Below are 22,619 nucleotides of genomic sequence, written 5' to 3'. Positions count from 1 at the left end.
CCTTATTCTTCGCGGATGCCGGAAAGTTCTGCACGGGAGAGCACCAGACGGGCGCGATCGATAACCGGACCGTCCACCATCTTGCCGTTCAGGGAAACCACGCCGAGGCCTTCGCGAGCGGCGGCTTCAGCGGCTTCTACGACGCGGCGGGCGTGATCCACTTCTTTCTGGGTCGGTGCGTAGAGGTTGTGCAGCAGATCAATCTGACGCGGGTTGATCAGCGATTTGCCGTCAAAGCCCAGCTGTTTGATGTGGGCGGCTTCTTGCAGGAATCCGGCTTCGTTGTTTGCGTCAGAATAGACGGTATCGAACGCCTGAATACCCGCAGATCGCGCGGCCTGCAAAATGGAGCAGCGAGCGAACAGCAGTTCAGTTCCTTCCGGGGAGCGTTCTGTACGCAGGTTGCGCACATAGTCTTCTGCACCGAGGGCGATACCGATCAAACGCTCGGAAGCGTGAGCGATTTCCACTGCGCGGGTAATGCCCAGCGGAGATTCAATCGCCGCCAGCAAGCCGGTACTGCCGGGTTCACGACCACAGGCTTTTTCGATACGCAGGATCTCTTTTTCGATATCCAGAACATCCTGAGCGGTATCGGTTTTCGGCAGACGCACAACGTCCGCACCACCGCGAACGACGGCTTCCAGGTCGTTGACACCCCATTCGGAATCCAGCGCGTTTACACGCACAATGGTTTCAATATCGCGATACAGCGGATGTTGCAGCGCGTGGTAAACCATGCGGCGGGCGGTGTCTTTTTCACGCAATGCTACGGAGTCTTCGAGGTCAAACATCAGGGCATCAGCCGGGTAGATGAATGAGTTGCTGACCATCGCGGCATTGGCACCAGGCACAAACAACATGCTGCGGCGGGTGCGAGTTTTACGTTGTTGCAGCGAAGCGGAAATCATTGGCAATCCTCCCATGGCAGAGCCGGGATACCGCTGGCGCGTGCCAGCAGGGCTTCCAGTCGTGCACGTAAAATGCAGTCCAGTGCGCCTTTGTCATCGACATTCAGCTGTACGCCGCGCACGTTGTAGCGGGCGAGAACGTCCAGAATGGTGGTGCGAATGGCATCACCAAACTGTTTTTCAACGCTGCTGTTGATTTGCAGGTCGATATCCTGCGTATCGAGTGGGGCGATGCGTATCATCACATCCCCAGACTCAAGGGTGCCTGCAACGGCGGGCTGGTTTATTTTCATTTTTCACCTGTTTCTCATGCGGGGGTCTTTTGACGAGCTGCCGCGTCCTGGCGGGAGTGCTCAAGCAGGTTCTGCAAATAATGCAGCGTGACTGCAGGGACCAGCGGCGCGATAGCCGTGAGATCGTTTTTCGCCAGCAGTTGACGTACCCGGGAAGCGGATATCGGCATCTCCTGGTAACGCAGCCGCTCAATTTCAACCAGTTCGATGGGCGGTGCGGAGATAGTCGGCGTTTCCAGCCAGTAGCGCATATCCTGGTTGTACTGGGCGGTAACGCGACAAAAGGGTTCAGTACCGACAAAGCGGTGAGTTACACCCAGCGCGGGAGCGAGGTACTGACGGAAAATCTTCAGATCAATTTCGGTGTAACAATGGTTAATGACGCTCTGTTCTTTAATGAAGTAGCAAGGGAACGTAGCGCGGGAGATGATGTATTCGGAGCCGCGATGCACAGTCAGGCGTGGAATATCGGCGGTGCCTTTTAACACCAGATCCAGCCGGTCTTCATAGGGAAAGCGTGAAGAATCTTCTTTAACTAAAAACAGATGCAACCAGTCGCACTGTGCTGCAGCCTGTTGAATCAGATAACGGTGACCATTCGTAAAGGGATTGGCGTTCATCACAATGCAGCCAATCTTGTTCCCTGGATGACGAAATTTTTTCAGCGATTCGGCATAGCGTTTCAGTCGCGTGGCGCTGTTTTCCATCAGCACCATCACGCCGGGTACACTGGTCAGCGTGGAAAAACCGCACTGGCGGAACAGCGCCTCGTATTCGGTTTTGGTATAAATAAACAGATGCGTGCTGTGCCGCTCATAGGCGAGGTTTATCAATTCAGTGGCTAATGTCAGCGCCAGTCCTTCACCGCGAACGGATTCACTGATAGCAACGCATTTAATAATATTTCCGGCAATTCCACCGCACGCGATAAGCTTTTCATCGCGGGTTACGGTAATAAATACTTCGACTGTGGTGTCAACGCTCAAATCATTTTCATGCAGGAATTGGGCGATTTCCGCCATTTTTTTATTTTCTGAACGTTTTACACGGGTGAAAATATCATTGCCGAACATAATAAATAGTATCCTGAAGGTGCATGTTGTTATCGATTTGCAACGAATGTTGTTCGATGTTGCAAACTGATAACCTTTTATTTTCACTTGGGAGAAAGGGGGCGATCGAGGTATATCTTTTTCTCCTTTCGCTATACATCCTAAGGAGTATTGCAGCGTGAAATTTTGATTTATTTCACATAGAGTTAGTGGTTTTTTATTTATTTAATGGTTTTAAGTTTTTTAATTAATGTAATTACGAAATGACCCGCAGGTTTAAGTGATTTAATTGATTTAATGAATAAAATTTGCCACGATTATATTTAATATCTATGTATTTTGATTCAACATTTTAATTACATCCGTCAAAGAGGCTCGGGACAACCCGCAAGGAAAACAATGTTGCAGCTTAACGAGAATAAACAGTTTGCATTTTTCCAAAGACTGGCATTTCCGCTGCGTATCTTTTTGCTGATTCTGGTGTTCTCAATATTTGTCATTGCAGCCCTGGCGCAATATTTTACGGCCAGTTTTGAGGACTATTTAACGCTTCATGTGCGCGACATGGCAATGAATCAGGCAAAAATTATTGCTTCTAATGACAGTATCATCAGCGCAGTGAAAACGCGTGACTACAAGCGACTGGCGACCATCGCTAACAAATTACAAAGAGATACTGATTTCGATTATGTGGTGATTGGTGACCGGCACTCGATCCGCCTTTACCATCCTAATCCGGAGAAAATTGGTTATCCTATGCAATTCACCAAACCGGGCGCGCTGGAGAAAGGGGAGAGCTACTTTATCACCGGGAAAGGGTCAATTGGCATGGCGATGCGTGCCAAAACGCCAATCTTTGATGACGATGGAAAAGTCATCGGCGTGGTGTCGATTGGCTACCTGGTGAGTAAAATCGATAGCTGGCGGGCTGAGTTTTTATTACCGATGGCTGGCGTGTTTGTCGTGCTGTTAGGGATTCTGATGTTGCTGTCGTGGTTCCTGGCCGCGCATATCCGTCGGCAAATGATGGGCATGGAGCCAAAGCAAATCGCACGCGTGGTCCGTCAGCAAGAGGCGCTGTTTAGTTCGGTTTATGAAGGGCTGATTGCGGTGGATCCGCACGGTTACATTACCGCCATCAATCGTAACGCAAGAAAGATGCTGGGGCTGAGTTCCCCCGGACGGCAATGGTTGGGTAAACCCATTGCTGAAGTGGTCAGGCCCGCCGATTTCTTTACCGAACAGATTGATGAAAAACGTCAGGATGTGGTGGCGAACTTTAACGGTCTGAGCGTTATTGCCAACCGGGAAGCTATTCGTTCTGGTGATGATTTGCTGGGGGCCATTATCAGCTTTCGTAGTAAAGACGAAATATCCACCCTCAATGCACAACTGACGCAAATTAAACAATACGTCGAGAGCCTGCGCACATTGCGACACGAGCATCTCAATTGGATGTCGACGCTCAATGGTCTGTTGCAGATGAAAGAGTATGATCGCGTGTTGGCGATGGTGCAGGGGGAGTCTCAGGCCCAGCAACAGCTTATTGATAGCCTGCGCGAGGCGTTTGCCGATCGCCAGGTGGCGGGGCTGCTTTTTGGTAAAGTGCAGCGCGCCCGCGAACTGGGGCTCAAAATGGTCATCGTCCCCGGAAGTCAGCTTTCGCAACTGCCGCCAGGACTGGACAGCACCGAGTTTGCAGCCATTGTTGGCAATTTACTTGATAACGCCTTCGAAGCCAGCCTGCGTAGCGATGAAGGAAACAAGATCGTTGAATTATTCCTCAGCGATGAAGGCGATGATGTGGTGATTGAAGTCGCCGATCAGGGCTGCGGCGTTCCAGAGTCTCTACGAGACAAAATATTTGAGCAGGGTGTCAGTACGCGTGCTGACGAGCCCGGCGAACATGGCATTGGGTTGTACTTGATTGCCAGCTACGTAACGCGCTGCGGTGGTGTTATCACTCTCGAAGATAATGATCCCTGCGGTACCTTATTTTCAATCTATATTCCGAAAGTGAAACCTAATGACAGCTCCATTAACCCTATTGATCGTTGAGGACGAAACGCCGCTGGCAGAGATGCATGCGGAATATATTCGTCACATTCCCGGATTCAGTCAGATATTACTGGCGGGAAACCTGGCGCAGGCCCGAATGATGATCGAGCGTTTTAAGCCGGGGCTAATCTTGCTCGATAACTATCTTCCTGACGGTAGAGGGATTAATTTACTGCATGAACTGGTGCAGGCGCATTATCCCGGCGACGTGGTGTTTACCACTGCAGCCAGTGATATGGAAACGGTGTCTGAAGCCGTACGTTGTGGTGTATTTGATTATCTCATTAAGCCAATTGCCTATGAACGGCTGGGGCAAACGCTAACCCGTTTCCGCCAGCGTAAACATATGCTGGAAAGTATTGATAGCGCCAGCCAGAAGCAAATCGATGAGATGTTTAATGCCTATGCTCGCGGTGAACCCAAAGACGAACTGCCGACCGGCATTGACCCCTTGACACTAAACGCGGTGCGAAAACTGTTTAAAGAGCCTGGTGTGCAACATACGGCAGAAACGGTGGCGCAGGCACTGACTATCAGCCGCACCACTGCCAGACGTTATCTTGAATATTGCGCCAGCCGCCATCTGATTATTGCTGAAATTGTTCACGGCAAAGTTGGCAGACCGCAACGCATATACCACAGTGGGTGACATGATAAAGCCGGAGGAAGCTTGCCTCCGGCATGACTATTTACTTGCCTGTGACCGCGGCTGCCGTTCCTGGCACCATCAGCTCTGTAGCAACGATAACAATCACCAGCCCAACAAGCACCGGCACCGAGGTGCGTTTTACGACTTCAAATGGTGAGATTTTCGCCATCCCGGCAACCGCAACGACTACGCCAGAAACGGGTGACAGGGTACGACCGAGGTTTGACGCCTGCAGCATTGGGATAGTCAAATACGCCGGGTTAATGCCGGAAGAGTGCGCCAGTTTCGGGATCATCTCAACAAAGGCATAAAACGGCGCATTGCCTGAACCGGTCGTGACTGCCGCCAGCATTGTCAGGATCACCAATACCAGCATCAGGATGATACTCGCCGAACCAAACGAAGTGGCGATAGAAATCAGACTTTGAATAAAGCCGATGGTGCTAAGCCCCTGAGCGAATACCCCAGCGGCAACCAGCAGCATCACCACGTTAGCAAACGCATCTGCCATCCCGCGATAAGCCACTTCCAGGCCCGAGAACACTTTCTGAGTATTAAAGCTGCGGATGAACTCCAGAATGGAGGCAATCAGCATACAAATCACCAGAATAGTGATGATGTGTAATTGCGGCCCCCATTTGCCGTCAAAAATCAGCACTCCGATGATCGGCGTGAACGGCAAAATGGCATAAAACGCAGGAGCAGTGGTGGTGATTTCACTGACATCTAACATTTCATGAGAGATGTGCTCTTTTTTATCCAGATAACGTTGCCAGAAGAAGTGGGCGATCGCCATGCCGATAATTGCAGCAATTGAGATAGGCAGCGTCGTTTTGAAGGCGAAGTCAATCAGCGACATTTCGGAAGCCTGCGCCGCCAGCACCACATCCCCTGAAGTCGGTGCAAGAATAATCGCCGCTGGAGAGGCACAAATTGCAGCTGCTGCGCCACGACTGATACCAACGTTTACCATCACCGGGAACAGGGTTGCCATCAGCAAAACACCCAGACCGGTTGCGGAAGAGACGGCTAACGACATCAGACAGGCGACAAAATAGGCGGCAATCATCAGCAGGTAAGGGGAGTTAATATACTGCAATGGTTTTGACGCCAGCTTGACCACCATATCATTTGCGCCGATATGGGTCATGTAAGCGGCAAAGCCACACAGCATCATAATCATCATGCCGAGGTCGCCGCCGCGGCTCATGAGTAATATTTTTACGTATTCAACGATATCCGTGGCGCTGTAGCCTGTTGAAGCCTGGCTGGACGGTAACACTTTGTGCCCCATAATGGCACTGATAATCAGCAATAACAGGCCACCGACAAATAACACGCCGGTGGCGGAATACCCTTTAATGATGTAGCGAGCTACACCCACAATAACCACAACCCCAATAAGGAGTTCAATGAATGTCAGCATAATTTTTCCTGTCTCCAGGCCCCAAGGTAAATAATAAAAAATTCCTAAAGCTTAAGGAAAAAATATGCCCAATAAATTGGCGGTGAATGCTGATTAAAATCAAGAAAAACTGCCATTAAGACATTGAAGTTGCTGTTTTTATACATAGATAACAAAACGCATATTTAGCGGTTGGCAATTATCACATAATAATGTGTGTAAATTGATGGTGGATTGATGCAAATTTGTTAATTGCAATGGTGTTAGCTGCGGTTGTGTGCTCAAAAAACAATCTGCAATGGGCGTGGGTTGACAATATATAATATATTCTTCATTAAGATGTTTTTTGTATCTTATTAAAAAATAAGTTAATTTTTTCTTGGTTGCATTTTGTTATCAGAAACAACTTGCTTTTTCTTTTATGACTATTCCCATCGCAGAAAACGAAGTATCATCTTAAATCGATGCGCGGAAATATTTATCTTGAACAAGCGGAAATAAATAGAGCAGCTATTCAGATTATTCTTCATGTTGGGTCTATTAAGGTTATGTTAATTGTAGTTTTGCTATGCTAGTAGTAGATTTTTGATAAATGTTTTATGGTCACAAATGAACGTGAGTAAATATATCTCTATATTTTCCTTTGTTTTTATTCAGTTAATCAGCGTTGGTAAAGTTTTTGCTAACGTAGATGAGTGGATGACAACGTTTGGAGAAAATATTACACAAACCTGGCAACAGCCTGAACATTATGATTTATATATTCCTGCCATCACCTGGCATGCACGTTTCGCTTACGACAAAGAAAAAACCGATCGCTATAACGAGCGACCGTGGGGTGGCGGTTTTGGTCAGTCGCGTTGGGATGAAAAAGGAAACTGGCATGGCCTGTATGCCATGGCATTTAAGGACTCGTGGAACAAATGGGAACCGATTGCCGGATACGGATGGGAAAGTACCTGGCGACCGCTGGCGGATGAAAATTTTCATTTAGGACTGGGATTCACCGCTGGCGTAACGGCACGCGATAACTGGAATTACATCCCTCTCCCGGTTCTACTGCCATTGGCCTCTGTGGGGTATGGTCCAGTGACTTTTCAGATGACCTACATTCCGGGTACCTATAATAATGGCAATGTGTACTTTGCCTGGATGCGCTTTCAGTTTTGAGACAAATGAAATTTTAGTAACTTCTTTAAAATCAATGAGTAAAATAATTAACATCAAAAATAACGCGACTTTTATCACTTTTTAGTAAAGTTGCACTGGACAAAGCGTACCACAATTGGTGTACTGGTAACCGACACAGCATTTGTGTCTATTTTTCATGTAAAGGTAATTTTGATGTCTAAGATTAAAGGTAACGTTAAGTGGTTTAATGAGTCCAAAGGATTCGGTTTCATTACTCCGGAAGACGGCAGCAAAGACGTGTTCGTACACTTCTCTGCAATCCAGACTAATGGTTTTAAAACTCTTGCTGAAGGTCAGCGCGTAGAGTTCGAAATCACTAACGGTGCCAAAGGCCCTTCTGCTGCAAACGTAATCGCTCTGTAAGATACGTCAGCAAGAATTCAAAACCCGCTTAATCAGCGGGTTTTTTTTGGTCTTTAGTGTGCGGTTGAGGCCGAAAACAGCCAGAAAGCCAGTGCGGTCATGGCAAAAGACCCCAGAAGGTTGACGAAAACGTTCAGTAATGCCCAGCCAAAGCGGCCCTCTTGTAACAAAAACACCACTTCTGCCGAAAATGTTGAGAAGGTTGTTAGACCGCCACAAAATCCGGTGGTGATTAATACTTTCCACACTGGATCAATGTTCGTCATCCTGCTAAACCAGGCGAATCCCATTCCTATGATGAATGCCCCAATCAGGTTTGCAGCCAGCGTCCCCAACGGAATCGCCTGATGCAGCGGGTTAAATCGCATACTTAACAGCCATCTCGCCACGCTTCCCGTACCACCGCCAATAAAAACTGCTAAAAGAAGTTGTAACACTGCAAAATCCTGCTATTTGATTTGTATGAGTGATAAGTGTAACGCCGAATAATCGCCGTTGGCGAATTTTACGACTCTGACAGGAGGAGGTGGCAATGCTGGTTGCCGCAGGACAGTTTGCTGTTACATCTGTGTGGGAAAAGAACGCTGAGATTTGTGCCTCGTTGATGGCGCAGGCGGCGGAAAACGACGTTTCGCTGTTTGTCCTGCCGGAAGCATTGTTGGCGCGTGATGATCATGATGCAGATCTATCGGTTAAATCAGCACAGCTGCTGGAAGGCGAATTCCTCGGACGTTTACGGCGAGAAAGTAAACGTAACATGATGACGACAATTCTGACGATTCATGTTCCTTCAACGCCGGGGCGCGCATGGAATATGCTGGTGGCGTTACAGGCAGGAAACATCGTCGCCCGTTATGCCAAACTGCATCTCTATGATGCATTTGCCATTCAGGAATCACGCCATGTTGATGCTGGTAATGAAATAGCTCCGTTACTGGAGGTGGAAGGGATGAAGGTCGGTCTGATGACCTGTTATGACTTACGCTTTCCAGAGCTGGCGCTGGCACAGGCATTACAGGGAGCTGAAATCCTGGTACTTCCTGCCGCCTGGGTTCGCGGGCCGCTCAAAGAGCATCACTGGTCAACGTTGCTTGCCGCTCGTGCGCTGGATACCACCTGTTATATGGTGGCGGCGGGGGAGTGCGGGAACAAAAATATCGGGCAAAGCCGGATTATAGATCCCTTTGGCGTCACCATTGCGGCAGCGTCAGAAATGCCTGCACTCATTATGGCGGAAGTGACGCCCGAACGTGTGCGTCAGGTCCGCGCGCAACTGCCCGTCTTAAACAACCGTCGCTTTGCGCCGCCGCAATTATTATGATGTTTTTTTACTCGGCGCTTGATTCACCTTGTTACAGATTGCTATTGTGTGCGCGCGTCGAATGACCGTTAATATTCTCTGGTTTTTAAGGCGCGTTCTGTTGCCGGTTATATGTCAAGAAGGTATCTATGGGTGAGATTAGTATTACCAAACTGCTGGTAGTTGCGGCGCTGGTCGTTCTGCTGTTTGGGACTAAGAAGTTACGTACGCTGGGCGGAGACCTTGGAGCGGCCATTAAAGGGTTCAAGAAGGCGATGAATGATGACGATGCTGCGGCGAAAAAAGGCGCAGACGTTGATCTTCAGGCTGAAAAGCTCTCTCATAAAGAGTGACGTGGCGAGCAGGACGCTCCCTCAATATCTTGTTCGATACAAAAAACCCGCTTCAAAAAGCGGGTTTTTTATCAGACAGATGTAAGTAATTATTACAGGATTACTTAACTTCCATCCCTTTCGCCTGCAAATCGGCGTGGTAAGACGAGCGGACAAACGGACCGCATGCAGCATGGGTAAAGCCCATCGCCAGCGCTTCGGCTTTCATTTCGTCGAACTCATCCGGGCTAACGTAACGTTGAACCGGCAGGTGATGGCGGCTTGGTTGCAAATATTGTCCCAGTGTTAACATCGTCACACCGTGACGACGCAGATCGCGCATTACCTCAATAATTTCTTCATTGGTTTCACCCAGACCCACCATCAGACCAGACTTGGTCGGGATTTCCGGATGCGCTTCTTTAAAGCGTTCCAGCAGCTTCAGCGACCAGTTGTAATCTGCACCAGGCCGTACCTGACGGTAAATACGCGGTACGTTTTCCAGGTTATGGTTGAACACATCTGGTGGTGTGGCGGTCAGAATATCCAGAGCACGATCCATACGACCGCGGAAATCCGGCACCAGAGTTTCAATTTTGATTTGCGGGCTTTTTTCCCGAATGGCAGTAATGCAATCCGCAAAGTGCTGGGCACCGCCATCGCGCAGGTCATCACGGTCAACGGAGGTGATAACCACATAACGCAGCGCCATATCGGCAATGGTCTGCGCCAGTTTCACTGGTTCATTGGCATCCGGAGCTACCGGGCGACCGTGGGCAACGTCACAGAACGGACAACGGCGGGTACAAATAGCGCCGAGGATCATAAACGTTGCTGTGCCGTGGTTGAAGCATTCCGCCAGGTTAGGGCAGGAGGCTTCCTCGCAGACAGAATGCAGGCCATTTTTGCGCATTGCGGCTTTGATGCCCTGGATACGTGTAGAGTCCGCTGGAAGCTTGATTTTCATCCATTCCGGCTTGCGCAGCAGGGCTTCGCGCTCTGTTGCCACGTTTTTAACCGGGATAAGGGCCATCTTATCGGCATCGCGGTATTTAACACCGCGTTCCATCACAATGGGTTTACTCATAGCGTGCGTGTTCCAGTTGCGAATTACGAAGGAAAGCGTTTCAATTCAATAGATTGTTGTAATTATCAACTATTTTTGAATTAACGACTGGCAGTATATCATTGAAACGGACCTGAAAGCAGCCAAAGCGGTCGCGAAAATGTAAAATTGTTGTTGGATTGTGCCATTTTTTCGTTCTTCGCTGTGATCTGGCTGTAACAATACTTTTTCAAAATGCATTACGGATAACATCTATTACCCCGTGCAGGATGGGATCACGCAGGCTGAATTTGTTGTAGTGGATAGAGAAATCTATTTGCTCCTCATTTAAGGACGGAAAAGGCAGTTTTTCCAGCGGCCAACAACGGCTAAACAGGTTATAAAAACGGCTGGGAATAATCGCTAACATGTCACTGTTGGCAACCAGTGCAGCGATTGTCAAAATGTTGTAGCTGGTGAAACTGATTTGCCGGTCCGGAAACATCTCTTGAACTCTCTGCCGCAGACCGCTGAAATTTTGCCCTTCCGGTAACAGGAGTACATGTGCAGCGTTTTCGATAGTCTCTCTGTCATCTTCTAAGGAGAGTAGCGAATTTCCCTCGCGGCAAATTAACACCATATTGTCGGTGAACAGAACATGATGTTGTACCGTACGATTGGTGCAGAACATGTTATCAATGATGAGATCGGTTTGAAACTGACTGAGTTGGCTTTCCGCGTCGCTGATAGGGGGGTTGCGCAGTAAAAGCTGCGGATAATGAGTTTTAATCGCGCGATAGATGACTGGAAGGACCAGGGCTCCGACCGAGGGGGTGGTCGCAATAGTTATCGTTCGTTGCTTATCATAGGTTCCTTCGATATCCAGCGCGCCAAGAATGGACTCAAGGCCCTGACTGATATACTCATGTAGATGCATCGCAAATGCGGTAGGTGTGACACCCTGGCCTTTGCGAATAAACAATGGGTCAGGGAATATAACGCGCAGTTTCTGAATAGACTGACTGATTGCCGAGGGGGTCAGATTAAGCACTTTCGCTGCATTAACGATCCCTTTATGTACATATACAGCTTCAAAAATAGTCAGAAGGTTAAGATCAATATTTCGTAAGGTTGTAAATATTTGTGGTTTACCTTCTGACGACTTTCTGCTTAAACAGGGTTCAATTTGATTATTACTATCCACGCACTTACTCCAATTTTATTCATGGAAAAATAATATTTAAAAAAATTACAATAATCTTATATCTAATTTGAATGGAACGCTTTTGCTCACCATAGTCAACTATTTCAATAAGTTAATCAATGGGGTGAGTTACGGAGCGAAGCATTGCATCGCATTTCTGCAAGTGATAAAGAAAATATACAAACGCGAAGGAGAAGTAAAGCATTAGCAGGTATTATGAGTAATGACCCAGTGTAAATTGGGCCATTGATGTATGTAATTAAGCGGTAATATATTCGAAGTCGGGATTGTTTAGTAGCACTAAAATATTTTCTAGCAAACGCGGTGCAATATTATTAGTTGTCGCTTCGGGTTTCCATTGTGATATTTTAGCCATTTCCATTCCGGCATACCCACAAGGATTAATACGTAAAAATGGCGAAAGATCCATATTGACGTTTAATGCCAGACCGTGGAATGAACAACCGCGCCGAATACGTAAGCCAAGTGAGCAAATTTTCTTTTCCCCGACATAGACACCAGGCGCGTCAGCCCGAGGATGTGCTTCTATACCCAGTTCAGCCAGGGTATTCACCACTGTTTGCTCGAGCAAGGTCACCAGTTCACGCACACCGAGTTTACGGCGTTTCAGGTTAAGCAACACATACATCACCTGTTGCCCCGGCCCGTGATAAGTCACCTGCCCACCGCGATCGCTTTGGATCACCGGAATATCGCCCGGCATTAAAATGTGCTCCGCTTTTCCTGCCTGCCCTTGGGTGAATACCGGATAGTGCTCGACCAGCCAGATTTCATCAAGGGTACTTTCATCGCGGGTATCGGTGAATTCATGCATAGCCTGGGAGATTGGCTCGTAAGGCTGAAGACCGAGCTGGCGGACAAGAATTTTATCCTGATACAAAACGGCATCTCCGTGGAGAATGAGTAAAAGTGGGGGAAAAGTATATCACAGCGAGGAGAGGGGAGTTACCCGACCAGGGGCCGGGTAAAGAATACGCGAGTTACAGAACCATGCGGACAATATCGATTTTGCCCAGTTCTTCATACAGTGTTTCAACCTGCTCAATATGAGTGGCGTTGATAGTGATAGATACCGAGTGGTAGTTGCCTTTGCTGCTTGGTTTTACCGTTGGGGTGTAGTCACCTGGCGCATGGCGCTGTACCACTTCAACCACCTGATCAACCAGCTCAGGTAACGCCTGCCCCATAACTTTGTAAGTAAAAGGAGTAGGGAATTCAAGCAGTTCGTTAAGTTTGGTTTTCATGTCAGCTCCGGCGTAACGTAATTAAATAGCAACTCCCGCCAGAAGGCGGGAGTTTTTTACTGATGCTTAGTATATGGGGGCGGAAATCACACTTTCAAGTGTTCGATTTTTAACCAAACCAGTGATGGAACATTAACTTAATGTAATCAATGATTTTGCCGAAGAAGTTGCCTTCCGGGATTTCTTGCAGCACAACCAGCGGGCGTTGTTCGATCGTTTTGCCATCAAGCTGGAAGTTGATAGTACCGACGACCTGATTCTTTTGCAGCGGCGCATGCAATTCACTGCTGTTCAGCACATAGCTGGCTTTCAGATCTTTCATGCGGCCACGCGGAATGGTCAGGTACACGTCTTTATCAACACCTAACGAAGCGCGATCAGAATCACCAAACCAAACCGGTTCAGAGGCGAACTCTTTACCTACTTTCAGTGGGTTAACGGTTTCGAAGAAACGGAAGCCCCAGGTTAGCAGTTTTTTACTTTCGGCTTCACGGCCTTTAAAAGTACGTCCGCCCATCACCGCAGAGATCAAGCGCATCTGGCCTTCAGTCGCAGAAGCAACAAGGTTGTAACCTGCTTTGTCAGTGTGTCCGGTTTTGATGCCGTCGACATTCAGGCTGTTATCCCATAACAGGCCGTTACGGTTCAGCTGGCGAATACCGTTAAACGTAAATTCTTTTTCTTTATAGATCGAGTATTCATTCGGTACGTCACGGATCAACGCCTGGCCGATCAGCGCCATATCTCGCGCGGAGCTGTACTGACCGTCAGCGTCGAGACCGTGCACGGTCTGGAAGTGAGTGTTTTTCAGGCCCAGTGCGTTAACGTAGCTGTTCATCAAGCCAACAAAAGCGTCCTGGCTACCAGCGGCAAAATCGGCCATGGCGACGCAAGCATCGTTACCCGATTGCAGGTTAATACCGCGGATCAGCTGAGAAACCGGAACCTGCATGCCCGGTTTGAGGAACATCAGCGAAGAACCTTTAAATACCGGGTTACCGGTGGCCCATGCGTCGTTGCCGATGGTGACTAAATCAGTTTCTTTAAATTTACCGGCTTTCATTGCCTGGCCGATAACGTAACTGGTCATCATTTTGGTCAGACTGGCAGGATCGCGGCGGACATCTGCGTTCTGTTCGGCGAGCACTTTGCCCGAGTTATAGTCAATCAGGATGTAGGACTCCGCATCGATCTGCGGTACACCCGGGATCATAGTTTTGATATTCAGGTCATCGGCATGTGCAGCAGAGATAAAGGCTGTGCAAAGAGCCGTGGTGAGCGCCAGGCGCTTCATGATACGAGCGGAAAAAATGGTATTCATGGTCTGAACTACGACATCCGTGATGGAATTAAAAAAAGTGCCCTACTATAGCAAATGCACTACCGGCAGGCATCTGACTTTCCGCGTGACTTTGTTAACGTCATTTACAGAAATTGACACATCAGATGCCTGCTTTACGCTACTGCGCGGTGGTAATAAATGACTGCAATTGGGCTTCGGTTTGCAAACGTTGCTGCAAGGTACTGGCTTCGGCTTTGCTGGCGAATGGGCCAAGCTGGATCCGCCAGACCGCGCCATTTTGAGTTACGCGACCGGGGACGCCGAACTTCTGTCCCAGTTGCTGTTGGTACTGTTGCGCACGCGCCTGATCGCTTACGGCCCCAACTTGCACCATAAAGTTGCCGCTAGCGCTTTGCGAGGCGGCTTGCGGTGTCACCATTGCAGGCGAGGTTGCAGGCGTTGTCGAGGGAGCTGTAACAACGGGCTGTGGCGCAGGTGTTGGTTCGCTGCCTTCCAGCACACCAGGCGCTAACGTCGTTGGTGCACCGAGGAAACCGCTGCTGGTTACCGGCGCGCCGGTCGGATCTTCGCTTTTTAGCGTCGAATTACTGACCGGAAGAATGTCACCCTGCGGGCCAGACACTGAACTTGTTCCCGCGCCACCGCTTAAATCGGGAGGTGCAGGCAGGGCGTAAGTCTGTTTGGCAACTGTGGTACAGGCCATACCAGGACCAGAAAGCGAACCATCCTGGGCGACAATAATCGGATCGATACGAACTTTGGTGTTGTTTGACGTGTTAAGACGGTCAGCTGCCGCGCGAGAAAGCGAAATAACGCGGTCGTTGCCGTAAGGACCGCGATCATTAATGCGCACCACGATCATTCGCCCGTTAGCCAGGTTAGTGATTCTGGCGTAGCTGGGGATCGGAAGCGTTGGATGGGCCGCTGTCAGCTGTGTCGGATCGAATGCTTCGCCAGAGGCCGTCAGGTTACTGCCTGGTTCGGCGTCATAGATTGCGGCCAGTCCCGCCTGGCTAAATCGAGATGGATCCTGCACGATTTTGTAGCTTTTACCATCGCGCTGGTAATCCTGATTTGCCGTCGCGTTCAGTGGTTCGAAACGCGGGTCCGCCCCGCTAATTTCAACTATGGGGCCGTTACATACCGCAGGCTGCGGTACACTTACCGTCTGTTGCTGACCATCATCGCTTGTACATGCCGCGAGCATTCCTGCCGCGATGCAGATCCCGAGCCACTGCTTACGCATTGCGCACCTCTTACACGCTTTTCGACAACATTTTCCTGTGGGTGTGGATTGACATAACAATCCCAAACCCAGCCATCAGCACAATTAGCGCTGATCCTCCATAACTGACCAGTGGGAGCGGAACCCCTACAACCGGCAGAATACCGCTTACCATACCAATATTTACGAAGACATAAACGAATAATATCAGCATTAAGCCGCCAGCCATGACGCGACCAAAGGTGGTTTGCGCTCTGGCGGCTATCCACAGCCCGCGCATGATCAGCAGAATGTAGAGAGCGAGCAGAATCAAAATGCCCACTAACCCCAGCTCTTCCGCCAGTACCGCGAAAATAAAGTCAGTATGGCGTTCGGGGAGAAATTCAAGCTGTGACTGAGTACCGTGCAGCCAGCCTTTGCCGCGTAATCCGCCGGAGCCAATAGCAATTTTAGACTGAATAATGTGATAGCCCGCGCCGAGTGGGTCTGATTCCGGGTCCAGGAGCATCATTACACGCTGGCGCTGGTAATCATGCATCAGGAAGAACCACAGAATAGGAATGAACGCCGCCACCAGCACTACTGCGACGCCAATCAGACGCCAGCTAAGGCCAGAGAGGAACAGTACAAACAGACCGGAAAGCGCAACGAGGATTGATGTTCCCAGGTCAGGCTGCGCAGCCACCAGCAGCGTGGGCATAAATATCAGCACCAGTGCGATGCCGGTGTTCTTCAACGACGGTGGACAAACGTCGCGGTTGATAAAGCGCGCTACCATTAGTGGTACGGCTATTTTGGCAATTTCTGACGGCTGAAAACGAACGATACCGAGGTCCAGCCAGCGTTGAGCGCCTTTAGAGATTGCGCCGAACGCATCTACCGCCACCAGCAAAATAATACAGATGATGTAGAGATAGGGTGCCCAGCCTTCATAAACGCGTGGAGGGATTTGCGCCATCACCACCATGATGACCAGACCCATCGCGATTTGGCCAATTTTACGCTCCATCATGCCGATATCCTGACCGCTGGCGCTCCAGATAACCAGGGCGCTGTAAACCAGCAATGCCAGTAAGATCAGCAGCATTGTGGGATCGAGATGGACTTTATCCCAGAATGTTTTTTTATTCGGATTATCCGTCATGATTAATGGTCCTCCGCTGCGGCAACCGCTGGATTTTCCGCAGGCAGATCGGTGTTGTTATCACCCAGCATAATGTGGTCGAGGATCTGGCGCATCAGCGTACCAACCGCCGGACCCGCGCCACCGTTCTCCAGAATCATGGCGACAGCCACTTGCGGATTGTTGTATGGCGCAAAGGCGGTCATCAGTTTGTGGTCACGTAAACGCTCGGCAATTTTGTGCGCATTATAGGTTTCGTTCGCTTTCAGGCCGAAGACCTGAGCCGTACCGGATTTTGCTGCAATTTTGTACGGTGCGCTGGCAAAGTATTTATGCGCCGTACCGTTAGGGCGGTTAGCAACACCGTACATACCGTCTTTTGCCAGCTCCCAGTAACCGGAATGAATATCGCCGACGGGCGGTTCATGCGGTTGTACCCATGGCACCTGTTTGCCGTCTTCAGCGGTGCTCATCAGCAAATGTGGAACTTTCACGATACCGTCATTAATCAGGATCATCAGTGCCTTACTCATCTGGATTGGGGTCGCTGTCCAGTAACCCTGACCGATACCAACCGGAATGGTGTCACCCTGATACCACGGTTTTTTAAAGCGTTTCTGTTTCCATTCGCGGGTAGGCATGTTGCCGGAACGTTCTTCCGCCAGGTCGATACCGGTGTAATGACCATAACCGAATTTACCCATCCATTCGGAGAGGCGATCGATCCCCATATCGTAGGCCACCTGATAGAAGAAGGTATCCGCAGATTCTTCCAGCGATCTTGTGACATTCAGACGCCCGTGGCCCCATTTTTTCCAGTCACGATAACGTTTTTCTGAACCTGGCAGTTGCCACCAGCCTGGGTCAAACAGCGTCGTATTGCGCGTGATCACTCCGGCGCTCAATGCCGAAACCGCCACATAGGGTTTAACTGTAGACGCGGGAGGATAAACCCCCTGTGTGGCGCGGTTCACCAGCGGTGTATTTGGGTCGTTCAGCAAGGCGGAATAATCTTTGCTGGAGATACCGTCAACAAACAGGTTTGGGTCATAACTAGGCGTGGAAACCAGCGCCAGCACCCCACCTGTACGCGGATCGGTGACTACCACCGCTGCGCGGCTACCCGCCAGCAGCGTTTCAATATATTGCTGGAGTTTGAGATCCAGCGTCAGGTAAATATCGTGTCCGGCTTGCGGTGGCACTTCTTTTAACTGGCGGATAACACGCCCACGGTTGTTAACTTCAACCTCTTCATAACCTGTCTGACCGTGCAGCACATCTTCATAGTAACGCTCAATGCCCAGCTTACCGATATCATGCGTTGCCGCATAGTTGGCCAGTTTGCCGTCATTATTCAGGCGTTCGACGTCTTTATCGTTGATTTTCGACACATAGCCGATGACGTGGGTCAACGCCGAACCGTAAGGATAGTAACGACGCTTATAGCCTTTAACTTCGACACCCGGAAAACGGTACTGATTGACGGCAAAGCGTGCCACTTGTACTTCAGTCAGGTTAGTTTTCACCGGAATGGAGGTGAAACGGTGTGAACGTGCGCGCTCTTTTCGGAATGCAGCAATATCGTCATCGGTCAGATCAACCACGCTGCGCAAAGCGTCCAGCGTTTGCTGCACGTTATCGACTTTCTCCGGCATCATCTCTATCTGGTAGATAGTGCGGTTAAGTGCCAGAGGGATACCGTTGCGGTCGTAGATAATGCCGCGGCTGGGCGCGATAGGCACCAGCTTAATGCGGTTTTCATTAGATCGGGTCTGGTAATCAGTAAAGCGAACAATTTGCAGATTATACAGGTTGGCGATAAGCACGCCGGTCAGCAGCAAAATCCCCAAAAAGGCGACCAGTGCCCGGCGCACAAACAGCGCGGACTCTGCCGTATAGTCGCGAAAAGAGTTCTGTAGTTTCATCCGCTGCGTTTTCTACTCAAAGCTCCCTTATCACTCACGGTGATAAGGATGGTTGGTGGTGATGCTCCACGCCCGGTACAGACTCTCTGCGACCAGCACGCGAACCAGCGGATGGGGAAGGGTAAGCGCCGACAGCGACCAGCTTTGTTCCGCCGCCGCTTTGCAGGCAGGCGACAACCCTTCAGGCCCGCCAATCAGCAGACTGACGTCGCGACCATCCAGTTTCCAGCGTTCCAGCTCAGCGGCTAACTGCGGCGTATCCCAGGGCTTGCCTGGAATATCGAGGGTGACAATGCGGTTTTTGCCTGCGGCTGCCAGCATCTGCTCACCCTCTTTGTCGAGTATGCGCTTGATGTCCGCATTCTTGCCGCGTTTTCCGGCCGGAATTTCAATCAGCTCGAAGGGCATATCTTTCGGAAAACGACGCAGGTACTCGGTAAAACCGGTTTGTACCCAGTCCGGCATTTTCGTTCCCACGGCGACAAGTTGCAGCTTCACGCATTAACTCCAGAGTTTTTCCAGTTCATACAGGCGACGGCTCTCTTCCTGCATGACATGGACAATCACATCGCCCAAATCCACGACAATCCAGTCGGCACTGTTTTCACCTTCTACGCCGAGCGGCAACAGGCCCGCTGCGCGAGACTCCTGCACAACGTGGTCAGCAATGGACATAACATGACGGCTGGACGTACCCGTACAGATGATCATGCAGTCGGTGATGCTGGATTTGCCTTGAACGTCTAAGGCGATGATGTCCTGACCTTTGAGGTCATCAATTTTGTCGATAACAAAATCCTGGAGTGCTTTACCCTGCAAGTTTTCCCCCTGGGTGAATCAAATAGATAAAAATGGTCTGTCAGTATACCTGAACCAGAGGCGATTTCGGGACAATTGTCGCCGAATCGGCTTTCGAAAGTGGGCTATCATCCCACCCCGCGCCGCAGATTGCATCGCCATTTTTGTAAAACAATTTCTACAAAGTCGTGTCTGGCGAAAAAAGTCTGGCTGCGGAGAATATCAGCCTGCCCGGGGCTGTCAATGGTCGTTGCGGCTTACCCGTAAAAAAACAGAAAAGTCATGTATTCTCGACCCCGATGGCACGGCTATTGAGGACGCGTAGCGTCGCGAATTTTTGGTTGATATCAATGGCGCTCCAACACCCCTGGTCAACGCGAAAATGCCACATAGCCTCGGCAGGCATGCCAATTAAACGAGCGATTAACAGACTCAGTACACCCTGATGGCTGACGACTAAAATATTCTGATAGTGCTGAAATTCACTAAGCCTTGCGATAAACCGTTCCACACGTTGTGAAAATGCCTGAAATCCTTCACCGTTCGTGGGGATAGCATGCTGCCAGTCATTGCACCACGCGCTATAGTTTTCGGCATCTTCTTGCATGAGGTCGCGATGATGTCGCATCTCCCAGTCGCCAAAAAACATTTCGTTGAGTTCAGGGATGATTTGCACGGGGAGCTGGCGATCACTGAGAACCAGTCGCGCGGTATGCTGTGCCCGTTCCAGTTCACTGCATAAAACCAGGTCAAAGGAAACACCATGTAGCAGCGTATGCAGATTTTGCGCTTGCTCAATACCGCGCGCAGTCAGGGGTGTGGGAGCATGACCGCTGTACAGACCATCGATATTCGCTTGCGTTTCGCCATGACGAATTAACCACAGTCGCATCATGCCCTCCGTAACGACAGGTATCAGCGATACAAGCCTTGTTGGTTAATGTAAGTCAGTACCGGTTCCGGCAATAAATCCTCACACGATTCACCGTTTTGCAAACGTTCGCGGATGATGGTCGCCGAGATGTTAAACCACGGCGTTTCAGCCAGATAAATTTTACCGGCAGGCTGAAGATGGAGATCTTCCGGGTTATGTGTCAAATGATCTTCCAGCCATTGCTGGTATTGCGGTTGCGCCATTTCAAGTGGGTAACCTGGACGCCGACAGACGATCAAATGTGCATTGTCGAGTATCGTTTCGTATTCGTACCAGGTCGGAAAGGTCAGCAGTGAATCCTGACCTATAATAAACGCCAGCGGCACGTCCGGCCCTTGTTCATGCCGCCACTCTTTCAGTGTTTGCGCAGTGTAAGAGGGGGCATTGCGCTTTAGCTCGCGTTCATCAAGAGTAAATAATGGCTTGTCGGCAATCGCCAGTTCAAGCATGTGTTTACGCTGTACGCTGTTCGCTTCCGGCTGGGGACGATGCGGAGGAACATTATTAGGGATGATTGTGACCCGCGTCAGACCAATCAAATTCGCCAGCGTTTCCACGGGTTTAAGATGACCATAGTGCACCGGATCAAAGGTGCCACCAAACAGAGCCTGTAAAGATTTCATATCAACCGTCGATAAATACGTCCGCCAGCGGTTTATGGCACAACAGAAGAGATAATCCTTCCAGCTCTGCCCATACTGACTGACCGTAATCTTGTTTGAGGGTGAGTTCCGTTCGTGTCAGGAGTTGCACGGCCTGACGTAACTGCGGCTGGCTTAAGCGGTTTAGCGCCTCGCCCATCATGCCCCGGCGGTTCTGCCAAACGCGATGTTTATCAAACAACGCACGCAGTGGCGTATGGGCAGACTGGCGTTTCAGGTTAACCAGTAACAACAGTTCTCGTTGTAATGTGCGCAACAAAATAACCGGCTCGCTGCCTTCCAGACGCAGTTGCTGAAGAATATGCAATGCGCGCTTACTTTTTCCCATCAACAAAGCATCAACCCAATGAAAAGGGGTGAAATGCGCGGCATCATTCACCGCCTGTTCAACGCGCGGTAATGTCAGTTTGCCGTCCGGCCAGAGCAGCGATAAACGCTCCAGTGCCTGGGCCAGTGCCAGCAGGTTACCTTCATAACAGTAGCAGAGCACCTGATTTGCGGCGTCATCCAGTTCTAAGTTGAGCTGTTTTGCACGCGCAGCAACCCAGCGGGGAAGCTGAGCCTGCTCCGGCGTCTGACAGGTCACCTGCACGCTGCGATTCGCAAGAGCAGTAAACCAGGCAGCATTTTCTTGCGCTTTGCTTAATTTATTACCGCGGACGATCAACAGCAGGTCGTCATGCAGAAGTCCAGTGAGTGTGAGAAGTTGTTCATTGATCGCCGCATTCGGTCCGTTTTCTGGTAACAACAGCAATAGCGTTTGTCGACTGGCAAACAGACTCATGGCCTGGCATAACGAAAAGACCGCATTCCAGTCAGTGTTGGGATCAATGGAAAAAGTGTGGTGTTCTTCGAATCCTTGTGCCGCAGCGACCTGACGAATAGCGTCCTGGCTTTTCTGCAATAACAGAGGATCGTTACCAAGTAAAAGATACGCCGCGCGCAGCCCTTCATTGAGCTGCGCGCGGAGTTGTTCTGGGTACAACCGAATCATCAGTTACCCAGCGTGGTGGAGACGCGTGCAGGTGTTGCCGGGGTATCCGTTGTGGTCGACGTCTGTTCTTCATCGGAACGAATATCCGCAGCACGGATGCTTGGCAGCTTACGAATCAGCTGTTCGGCAGCACGGTCGTACATCTCTTTTACGATCATGTCTTGTTCGTTATCTTTCGCTAACGCCATTTGCGGGTTATCAAAGAACGAACGGAAGACCTTGGCGCTAATCGGGTAGATGTCACGGCCGGGGATCAACACGGTCGCATTGACCGTCATGATCATCTGATACTCTGCTGTTTGACCGTTACGGAATACCGATGCGGTATCTTTCGCGATGCTCACTTTACCCAAACGCAGGGATGGAACGTCCTTACGAGTGGTTTCTTTATTAAGCAACTCGACACCGTTCAGACGTAACTGGTTACGTACCGCACGACTTAACGGCCCGTTCGGGTCGCCAGAGTCCAGGATCATGACCTTCATAGTGGAAGGAACCTGCGTAGTATCACGCAGATGCCAGCCACACCCGGCGGTGATCAACACCGCCAGAGATAACAACAATGTTGCCAGATATCGCACGCTTCC

At 49.9% G+C, this 22,619-nt stretch carries 25 protein-coding genes; 6 read left to right on the top strand and 19 right to left on the bottom strand.

Features of this window, described 5'->3' with window-relative positions; all coding sequences use genetic code 11:
- Nucleotides 1-2: 2 nt before the first annotated feature.
- Genes citE through citC form a run of 3 tightly spaced genes read right to left on the bottom strand, consistent with a single transcriptional unit; the run spans nucleotide 3 to nucleotide 2,277 of the window.
- Nucleotides 3-911 carry a citrate (pro-3S)-lyase subunit beta gene (gene citE / locus FQ015_RS21325; protein ID WP_000622357.1) on the bottom strand — a complete coding sequence of 303 codons (909 nt, stop codon included), beginning with the start codon at nucleotides 909-911 and terminating at the stop codon, nucleotides 3-5.
- A complete protein-coding gene (citD, locus tag FQ015_RS21320; protein WP_000700703.1) occupies nucleotides 908-1,204 on the bottom strand; it encodes a citrate lyase acyl carrier protein in 297 nt (98 codons plus the stop codon). Before citD ends, citE begins: the two co-directional genes overlap by 4 nt.
- Nucleotides 1,205-1,218: 14 nt before the next feature.
- A complete protein-coding gene (citC, locus tag FQ015_RS21315; protein ID WP_000467705.1) occupies nucleotides 1,219-2,277 on the bottom strand; it encodes a [citrate (pro-3S)-lyase] ligase in 1,059 nt (352 codons plus the stop codon).
- A gap of 378 nt (nucleotides 2,278-2,655) precedes the next feature.
- On the opposite strand from citC, the gene dpiB reads away from it, so the two are divergent.
- Nucleotides 2,656-4,314: a sensor histidine kinase DpiB gene (gene dpiB, locus FQ015_RS21310; RefSeq protein WP_001353363.1), complete on the top strand. Its 1,659-nt coding sequence runs from the start codon at nucleotides 2,656-2,658 to the stop codon at nucleotides 4,312-4,314.
- Nucleotides 4,283-4,963 carry a two-component response regulator DpiA gene (gene dpiA, locus FQ015_RS21305; RefSeq protein WP_000126500.1) on the top strand — a complete coding sequence of 227 codons (681 nt, stop codon included), beginning with the start codon at nucleotides 4,283-4,285 and terminating at the stop codon, nucleotides 4,961-4,963. Before dpiB ends, dpiA begins: the two co-directional genes overlap by 32 nt.
- Before the next feature lie 40 nt (nucleotides 4,964-5,003).
- Here the strand turns inward: dpiA and dcuC are convergent, their stop codons facing one another.
- A complete protein-coding gene (dcuC, locus tag FQ015_RS21300; protein WP_000955057.1) occupies nucleotides 5,004-6,389 on the bottom strand; it encodes an anaerobic C4-dicarboxylate transporter DcuC in 1,386 nt (461 codons plus the stop codon).
- A 588-nt stretch (nucleotides 6,390-6,977) separates the two neighbouring features.
- Between dcuC and pagP the strand changes: the two genes are divergently transcribed.
- Together pagP and cspE are read left to right on the top strand one after the other, a co-directional pair.
- Nucleotides 6,978-7,538, top strand: a complete 561-nt coding sequence (gene pagP / locus FQ015_RS21295; RefSeq protein WP_160524471.1) for a lipid IV(A) palmitoyltransferase PagP — start codon at nucleotides 6,978-6,980, stop codon at nucleotides 7,536-7,538.
- 174 nt (nucleotides 7,539-7,712) lie between these two features.
- Nucleotides 7,713-7,922 carry a transcription antiterminator/RNA stability regulator CspE gene (gene cspE / locus FQ015_RS21290; RefSeq protein WP_000034825.1) on the top strand — a complete coding sequence of 70 codons (210 nt, stop codon included), beginning with the start codon at nucleotides 7,713-7,715 and terminating at the stop codon, nucleotides 7,920-7,922.
- A 53-nt stretch (nucleotides 7,923-7,975) separates the two neighbouring features.
- On the opposite strand, the gene crcB is transcribed toward cspE, so the two are convergent.
- The gene (gene crcB, locus FQ015_RS21285) at nucleotides 7,976-8,359 is read right to left on the bottom strand and encodes a fluoride efflux transporter CrcB (protein ID WP_000939738.1); all 384 of its coding nucleotides are present in this window, start codon (nucleotides 8,357-8,359) and stop codon (nucleotides 7,976-7,978) included.
- 95 nt (nucleotides 8,360-8,454) lie between these two features.
- Between crcB and FQ015_RS21280 the strand changes: the two genes are divergently transcribed.
- Both FQ015_RS21280 and tatE read left to right on the top strand, forming a co-directional pair.
- Nucleotides 8,455-9,243 carry a deaminated glutathione amidase gene (locus FQ015_RS21280; protein ID WP_001305561.1) on the top strand — a complete coding sequence of 263 codons (789 nt, stop codon included), beginning with the start codon at nucleotides 8,455-8,457 and terminating at the stop codon, nucleotides 9,241-9,243.
- A gap of 128 nt (nucleotides 9,244-9,371) precedes the next feature.
- The gene (gene tatE / locus FQ015_RS21275; RefSeq protein WP_000503931.1) at nucleotides 9,372-9,575 is read left to right on the top strand and encodes a twin-arginine translocase subunit TatE; all 204 of its coding nucleotides are present in this window, start codon (nucleotides 9,372-9,374) and stop codon (nucleotides 9,573-9,575) included.
- Nucleotides 9,576-9,675: 100 nt separating this feature from the next.
- Here the strand turns inward: tatE and lipA are convergent, their stop codons facing one another.
- The 14 genes from lipA to lptE form a co-directional block, all read right to left on the bottom strand.
- Nucleotides 9,676-10,641 carry a lipoyl synthase gene (gene lipA / locus FQ015_RS21270; RefSeq protein ID WP_000042632.1) on the bottom strand — a complete coding sequence of 322 codons (966 nt, stop codon included), beginning with the start codon at nucleotides 10,639-10,641 and terminating at the stop codon, nucleotides 9,676-9,678.
- Between the two features lie 208 nt (nucleotides 10,642-10,849).
- Nucleotides 10,850-11,803 carry a YbeF family transcriptional regulator gene (locus FQ015_RS21265; RefSeq protein WP_039021076.1) on the bottom strand — a complete coding sequence of 318 codons (954 nt, stop codon included), beginning with the start codon at nucleotides 11,801-11,803 and terminating at the stop codon, nucleotides 10,850-10,852.
- Between the two features lie 259 nt (nucleotides 11,804-12,062).
- Nucleotides 12,063-12,704 (bottom strand): lipoyl(octanoyl) transferase LipB, encoded by a 642-nt coding sequence (gene lipB / locus FQ015_RS21260; RefSeq protein ID WP_000284041.1) that lies wholly within the window; start codon nucleotides 12,702-12,704, stop codon nucleotides 12,063-12,065.
- A gap of 100 nt (nucleotides 12,705-12,804) precedes the next feature.
- Nucleotides 12,805-13,068: a DUF493 family protein YbeD gene (ybeD, locus tag FQ015_RS21255; protein WP_000850550.1), complete on the bottom strand. Its 264-nt coding sequence runs from the start codon at nucleotides 13,066-13,068 to the stop codon at nucleotides 12,805-12,807.
- A gap of 109 nt (nucleotides 13,069-13,177) precedes the next feature.
- The gene (gene dacA / locus FQ015_RS21250; RefSeq protein WP_001092082.1) at nucleotides 13,178-14,389 is read right to left on the bottom strand and encodes a D-alanyl-D-alanine carboxypeptidase DacA; all 1,212 of its coding nucleotides are present in this window, start codon (nucleotides 14,387-14,389) and stop codon (nucleotides 13,178-13,180) included.
- Between the two features lie 139 nt (nucleotides 14,390-14,528).
- On the bottom strand, nucleotides 14,529-15,617 hold the full coding sequence (gene rlpA / locus FQ015_RS21245) for an endolytic peptidoglycan transglycosylase RlpA (RefSeq protein ID WP_001231428.1): 1,089 nt from the start codon (nucleotides 15,615-15,617) through the stop codon (nucleotides 14,529-14,531).
- 10 nt (nucleotides 15,618-15,627) lie between these two features.
- Nucleotides 15,628-16,740, bottom strand: a complete 1,113-nt coding sequence (mrdB, locus tag FQ015_RS21240) for a peptidoglycan glycosyltransferase MrdB (RefSeq protein WP_000131719.1) — start codon at nucleotides 16,738-16,740, stop codon at nucleotides 15,628-15,630.
- 2 nt (nucleotides 16,741-16,742) lie between these two features.
- Complete coding sequence (gene mrdA / locus FQ015_RS21235) at nucleotides 16,743-18,644, bottom strand: peptidoglycan DD-transpeptidase MrdA (RefSeq protein ID WP_000776191.1); 1,902 nt, start codon at nucleotides 18,642-18,644, stop codon at nucleotides 16,743-16,745.
- Nucleotides 18,645-18,674: 30 nt separating this feature from the next.
- Entirely contained in the window at nucleotides 18,675-19,142 is a 468-nt protein-coding gene (gene rlmH, locus FQ015_RS21230) for a 23S rRNA (pseudouridine(1915)-N(3))-methyltransferase RlmH (protein ID WP_000776104.1), read from the bottom strand.
- A 3-nt stretch (nucleotides 19,143-19,145) separates the two neighbouring features.
- The gene (rsfS, locus tag FQ015_RS21225) at nucleotides 19,146-19,463 is read right to left on the bottom strand and encodes a ribosome silencing factor (RefSeq protein ID WP_001161664.1); all 318 of its coding nucleotides are present in this window, start codon (nucleotides 19,461-19,463) and stop codon (nucleotides 19,146-19,148) included.
- A 259-nt stretch (nucleotides 19,464-19,722) separates the two neighbouring features.
- Nucleotides 19,723-20,334 (bottom strand): adenosylcobalamin/alpha-ribazole phosphatase, encoded by a 612-nt coding sequence (locus FQ015_RS21220; RefSeq protein ID WP_039021078.1) that lies wholly within the window; start codon nucleotides 20,332-20,334, stop codon nucleotides 19,723-19,725.
- Between the two features lie 23 nt (nucleotides 20,335-20,357).
- Nucleotides 20,358-20,999 (bottom strand): nicotinate-nucleotide adenylyltransferase, encoded by a 642-nt coding sequence (gene nadD / locus FQ015_RS21215; RefSeq protein WP_000838883.1) that lies wholly within the window; start codon nucleotides 20,997-20,999, stop codon nucleotides 20,358-20,360.
- Between the two features lies 1 nt (nucleotide 21,000).
- Nucleotides 21,001-22,032 carry a DNA polymerase III subunit delta gene (holA, locus tag FQ015_RS21210; RefSeq protein ID WP_160524470.1) on the bottom strand — a complete coding sequence of 344 codons (1,032 nt, stop codon included), beginning with the start codon at nucleotides 22,030-22,032 and terminating at the stop codon, nucleotides 21,001-21,003.
- Nucleotides 22,032-22,613, bottom strand: a complete 582-nt coding sequence (gene lptE, locus FQ015_RS21205) for an LPS assembly lipoprotein LptE (RefSeq protein ID WP_001269681.1) — start codon at nucleotides 22,611-22,613, stop codon at nucleotides 22,032-22,034. Before lptE ends, holA begins: the two co-directional genes overlap by 1 nt.
- Nucleotides 22,614-22,619: the final 6 nt, after the last annotated feature.

Origin of the sequence: Escherichia sp. HH26CH (assembly GCF_009820205.1) — a bacterium.
GTDB lineage: Bacteria > Pseudomonadota > Gammaproteobacteria > Enterobacterales > Enterobacteriaceae > Escherichia > Escherichia coli_F.
This window is presented reverse-complemented; position numbering and strand designations above follow the sequence as displayed.

Coding starts and splice junctions, on each gene's coding strand:
- citD (WP_000700703.1), bottom strand. CDS start 1,204: ATGAAAATAAACCAGCCCGCCGTTGCAGGCACCCTTGAGTCTGGGGAT.
- FQ015_RS21220 (WP_039021078.1), bottom strand. CDS start 20,334: ATGCGACTGTGGTTAATTCGTCATGGCGAAACGCAAGCGAATATCGAT.
- mrdA (WP_000776191.1), bottom strand. CDS start 18,644: ATGAAACTACAGAACTCTTTTCGCGACTATACGGCAGAGTCCGCGCTG.
- cspE (WP_000034825.1), top strand. CDS start 7,713: ATGTCTAAGATTAAAGGTAACGTTAAGTGGTTTAATGAGTCCAAAGGA.
- dacA (WP_001092082.1), bottom strand. CDS start 14,389: ATGAATACCATTTTTTCCGCTCGTATCATGAAGCGCCTGGCGCTCACC.
- mrdB (WP_000131719.1), bottom strand. CDS start 16,740: ATGACGGATAATCCGAATAAAAAAACATTCTGGGATAAAGTCCATCTC.
- dcuC (WP_000955057.1), bottom strand. CDS start 6,389: ATGCTGACATTCATTGAACTCCTTATTGGGGTTGTGGTTATTGTGGGT.
- nadD (WP_000838883.1), bottom strand. CDS start 20,999: ATGAAATCTTTACAGGCTCTGTTTGGTGGCACCTTTGATCCGGTGCAC.
- rlpA (WP_001231428.1), bottom strand. CDS start 15,617: ATGCGTAAGCAGTGGCTCGGGATCTGCATCGCGGCAGGAATGCTCGCG.
- dpiB (WP_001353363.1), top strand. CDS start 2,656: ATGTTGCAGCTTAACGAGAATAAACAGTTTGCATTTTTCCAAAGACTG.
- citC (WP_000467705.1), bottom strand. CDS start 2,277: ATGTTCGGCAATGATATTTTCACCCGTGTAAAACGTTCAGAAAATAAA.
- citE (WP_000622357.1), bottom strand. CDS start 911: ATGATTTCCGCTTCGCTGCAACAACGTAAAACTCGCACCCGCCGCAGC.
- ybeD (WP_000850550.1), bottom strand. CDS start 13,068: ATGAAAACCAAACTTAACGAACTGCTTGAATTCCCTACTCCTTTTACT.
- pagP (WP_160524471.1), top strand. CDS start 6,978: ATGAACGTGAGTAAATATATCTCTATATTTTCCTTTGTTTTTATTCAG.
- tatE (WP_000503931.1), top strand. CDS start 9,372: ATGGGTGAGATTAGTATTACCAAACTGCTGGTAGTTGCGGCGCTGGTC.
- holA (WP_160524470.1), bottom strand. CDS start 22,032: ATGATTCGGTTGTACCCAGAACAACTCCGCGCGCAGCTCAATGAAGGG.
- FQ015_RS21280 (WP_001305561.1), top strand. CDS start 8,455: ATGCTGGTTGCCGCAGGACAGTTTGCTGTTACATCTGTGTGGGAAAAG.
- lipA (WP_000042632.1), bottom strand. CDS start 10,641: ATGAGTAAACCCATTGTGATGGAACGCGGTGTTAAATACCGCGATGCC.
- dpiA (WP_000126500.1), top strand. CDS start 4,283: ATGACAGCTCCATTAACCCTATTGATCGTTGAGGACGAAACGCCGCTG.